Origin of the sequence: Moorena sp. SIO2C4 (assembly GCF_010672485.1) — a bacterium.
GTDB classification, from domain to species: domain Bacteria; phylum Cyanobacteriota; class Cyanobacteriia; order Cyanobacteriales; family Coleofasciculaceae; genus Moorena; species Moorena producens.
In genome coordinates this window covers 1-4269 of record NZ_JAAHGN010000656.1, presented here as the reverse complement: position 1 = coordinate 4269, position 4269 = coordinate 1, and the positions used below count along the sequence as shown (strand labels likewise).

The following is a 4269-nucleotide window of genomic DNA, read 5'->3' as shown; positions in this document are numbered from 1 at the left end:
GCGCCTGCCTTACCTTCCCCTTGAAGGTTCTCGCCACAACTCCTGCCCCAGATGTCTTATCCTCAACCAGTACCACTGCCACAATTACTACGCCTCACATGACTATTTTTCAGGCGGTGGTGCTGGGTTTTGTACAGGGGTTTACGGAATTCCTGCCCATCAGTAGTACCGCTCATTTAAAAGTGGTACCTGTGGCCTTAGGCTGGGGTGATCCAGGGGTTGCGTTTACGGCTGTGATTCAACTAGGCTCGATTGCGGCGGTGGTGTGGTACTTCTGGGGAGACTTGAGTAAAGTCACTACTGGCGCATTCAAAGCTATCCGTACATCCGATTACCAATCCCAAGACTTCCAGATGGCACTGGGAATTGCGTTGGGAACCCTACCCATTGTCTTCTTTGGACTGCTGATTAAAATCTTTATCCCTGATTATGACAATTCTCCGATACGGAGTACCATGTCAATCGCCTATGTCTCGATTGTGATGGGTTTGTTGATGGGTGTTTCTGAAGTGGTGGGTAAGCGTAAGCGTAACTTTGAGGATTTAGGTCTTAAAGATGGGATCGGGATGGGCTTGGCTCAGGCGTTGGCTTTAATGCCTGGTGTCTCCCGGTCTGGCTCAACTCTGACTGCTGGTTTATTCATGGGTTTGGAACCAGCAACCGCAGCAAGGTTTTCCTTTTTGTTGGGCATCCCAGCGATTACCTTAGCTGGTTTAGTGGAGTTAGTCGGTTTGCTCAAAGATGGCATCGGGGATGCTGGCGCAATGTCACTGATTGTAGGGGTGATTTCATCAGCAGTATTTTCCTACGTAGCGATCGCATGGATGATCAGCTATCTCAAGAAAAAAGGTGTATGGATATTCGTCTGGTATCGGTTATTGTTTGGGATAGCAATTCTAGGTGGTATCATAACTGGGCTGTTACAAAATAGTTAGCGTCCGCAAGTGAATGAGTCAAAGCTCGATTCGTCCAGTATTAATCACAAAGGTTCTTCCCAACTCCATTGCCGCTGAGATTGGATTTGAACCAGGGGATTCTATTGTTGCGATTAATGGTAGCCATCCCCGTGATTTGATTGATTATCAATTCCTGTGTGCGGATGAAATTTTAGAACTGGAAGTGCTGGATGGGGCGGGTAAGACTCATGTGATCGAAATTGAGAAAGACTATGATGACGATTTAGGGCTGGAATTCGAGACAGCGTTATTTGATGGTTTGATTCAGTGCAATAATCGTTGCCCATTTTGCTTTATCGACCAACAACCACCAGGTAAGCGCCAAAGCCTTTATTTCAAAGATGATGACTATCGGCTTAGTTTTCTCTATGGGTCTTACTTAACTCTGACCAATCTGACTCAAACCGAGTGGGATCGGATCGAACGGATGCGTCTATCTCCTCTTTATGTTTCGGTTCATGCTACTGAACCGGATGTGCGCATACGGTTACTGAAAAATCCTCGGGCTGGGCAAATTTTAGAGCAGTTAAGGTGGTTTCAGGAGCGACGGCTGCAAATTCATGCCCAGGTAGTGGTGTGTCCTGGGATTAATGATGGCATTCACTTAGAACGTACTCTGCTAGATTTAGCGCAATTCTATACCGATGATCTGCCCGCAGTGGCTTCAACGGCAGTAGTACCGGTGGGATTGACTCGATTTCGACCCCAGGAGGATGAACTAATTAGTGTTACTGGGGACAAAGCAAGGGAAGTGATTGGTCAGGTTCAAAGGCTTCAGGAGAAATTTAAGCACGAGTTGGGGTCTACCTTTGCTTGGTTGGCCGATGAGTGGTTTTTGATTGCTAGAGAAGAGTTACCGACAGAATCGGATTATGGAGACTACCCTCAAATTGGAAATGGTGTTGGTTCGATTCGTCTGTTCCTGAAACAATTCCAAACTGCTGCTACTGAAAGGTTGCCTAAGGGTCTAGAAATCCCCCGGCGGGGGACTTGGGTGGTGGGTAATGCGGTGGAAAAAGCGTTTGAACCTGTGGTAGAGCGGTTCAATGCTGTGGCAGGATTGGAGATTAACATGGTTGCGTTATCTAGTGATTACTGGGGTCAGGAGATAACGGTTACTGGCTTGCTGACTGGACAGGATTTACTGAAGGGATTAACAGGAAAAGATTTAGGAGAAATGATTCTGTTACCTGGGTTGATGCTTAAGCATGGTGATACCCGGTTTCTGGATGATATGACTGTGGCAGAAGTGGCTGATCAGCTCAATACTCCGATTATTCCGGTTAATGGTGTTGAGGAATTGATCGATGGGGCAATAGGGAAGTTAGAAGTTAGAAGTTAGAAGTTAGAAGTTAGAATTTAGAATTTAGAATTTAGAATTGGGGATAGGCAAGAGGCAAGAGGCAAGCTAGCAATAGGTAAAAATCCTGTTTACCTGATTAATGGGAGAAGCGCTAGATCAGTTTTGCGATCGCAAATAGTTTAGTTTCGTAGGGTGCGTGATAAGACGGGCTTGCCCTCATTTTCTACGTAGCCAGTTTTGGGACAGTCCGCCGGAAATGAAACGGGCAAGATGCCCGTTCCACCAAGATGCCCGTTCCACCAAGATGCCCGTTCCACCAAGATGCCCATTCCACCCACCAGGTCAAACAGCTTTAATGAGATGCTAGATCAGTTTTGCGATCGCAAATAGTTTAGGAATCAGTAATTAGTAATAATTATAGCACTATTCCCGATTCCCGATTCCCTTTTTTTACTACTCCTAAAAAAATCAGATCCCATTCCGTTCCCGTACATTTTATTTAAAATACCTTTCCTCAAAAAAAATCATAAAAGCCCTTGACAATTAATAATATAATCATTATGATTATATTATTAACAACAAGCAAAAGGTGACCAATATGGATTCCGAATTTCGCCCAAACCCTGAAAATAACCCTGAGGATATTACTCCTAGTAATAATCCTCAGGAATCTTCTCCAAAAAAATACCCTGTTAAGCACATTCTTAAGGGCTCCCGCAAGGCTATCATCAACACGATGCATAGCCTCTATGCGCTGCGTTATGCGGAGATTTCTGAGTGGAGTCCTTTGCAACCGACGGGGATTCCTGGGGAATTTATTACGATGATGACCAAGTACATAATTCTAGGTTAACGGATTAACTTTCTGGGGGGCTTTGCCCCCTGGCAAAATCACCCTTGTCTGCTCCCATGGGAGCAGGTCCCGATAGGGTTGAAAACGGAATCACTAATGGTCAATTTTTTAGCCGTGGATAGTATTTCTGCGGCTATTTTTTTTTAACTTGATTGGATCTCCTTGCCTGCTTGATTGTTGGGCGATTTGTCTCCCCTCCAGCAACAACGTTTAATCTTTTTCGAGATCAGTGCTCTCAAATGCTTGCTATACAATGATTTGAGTCAGATTGTCGCCCCCGCCGAAGATTCGATAAAGTTTTAATAAGTAGTTTTTTGGCTCCCGAAGTGTGATATTCTTGTAAAATCTGCTTCCCTGGGCTGAGCAGTTACATAAATTTGTGTGGTTTTATAAAAATATCGAAAACGAGACTAAGGATAATGACGGAAAGATTTGAACTCAGAGATACTCCGGGAAAAGGTGAAGGCATGTTTGCAACCGACATCTTTAAAACTGGAGAGATAGTAATGGTTGGTAGAATCAAACAAGTTTTATCAGAAAACAATTCCCATGCCTCTCAAATTGGCAAAGATAAATATGTACTTCATGGTGGTATGATCCACAAGGTCAATCATTGTTGCGATCCCAATTGTGGTATCCATGTAAATGAAACGGGTGGACATGATTTCGTTGCTAGAAGAGATATTACCGTTGGTGAAGAGATCACATTTGACTACGCTATGAGAAACTATTCTGTAGACTTTTTTGAGATTACCTGTCAATGTGGTGCGGAAAAATGTCGTGGAAAAATTACTGGATATAAAGACTTACCAGCAGATAAAAAGAAAGAATATGAAGGATTGATTGCACCTTATTTACTAGAATTGGATGCATGAGTGACAAATAAAATTTAAAATTGACAATTTGCATGGGTACTACTTCCCCGCTTCGCAGTAAGCAATTAATAATTGATGATTAATTCAATTAATTCTGAAAGGGCGACATCAGCCCTAAAAAGCTTACTCTATAAGGCTTTGATGCAAATGAGCTATGGTTTGATACAGTAGGTGCGTAGGGAGCGTTAGGGGCGGAATTGTCCTTATTTTTCCCCTCGTAGCCAGGGTTGAAATAGCCCGCCCGAAAATATTGATAACGGGCAAGATGCCAGTTCCACCCCA

4 protein-coding genes are annotated in these 4269 nt (G+C 43.8%); all 4 read left to right on the top strand.

Translation table 11 applies throughout. The features are described 5' to 3' along the window. Positions 1 to 20: 20 nt before the first annotated feature. The 4 genes from F6K20_RS26570 (at position 21) to F6K20_RS26555 (ending at position 3987) form a co-directional block, all read left to right on the top strand. Positions 21 to 935, top strand: a complete 915-nt coding sequence (locus F6K20_RS26570) for an undecaprenyl-diphosphate phosphatase (RefSeq protein ID WP_502708878.1) — start codon at positions 21 to 23, stop codon at positions 933 to 935. Positions 936 to 948: 13 nt separating this feature from the next. Beyond that, a complete protein-coding gene (locus F6K20_RS26565) occupies positions 949 to 2298 on the top strand; it encodes a TIGR03279 family radical SAM protein (protein ID WP_287267300.1) in 1350 nt (449 codons plus the stop codon). Positions 2299 to 2857: 559 nt separating this feature from the next. Beyond that, positions 2858 to 3112 (top strand): hypothetical protein, encoded by a 255-nt coding sequence (locus tag F6K20_RS26560; RefSeq protein WP_287256659.1) that lies wholly within the window; start codon positions 2858 to 2860, stop codon positions 3110 to 3112. A gap of 419 nt (positions 3113 to 3531) precedes the next feature. Further along, entirely contained in the window at positions 3532 to 3987 is a 456-nt protein-coding gene (locus F6K20_RS26555; protein ID WP_287296631.1) for an SET domain-containing protein-lysine N-methyltransferase, read from the top strand. Positions 3988 to 4269 lie beyond the last annotated feature (282 nt).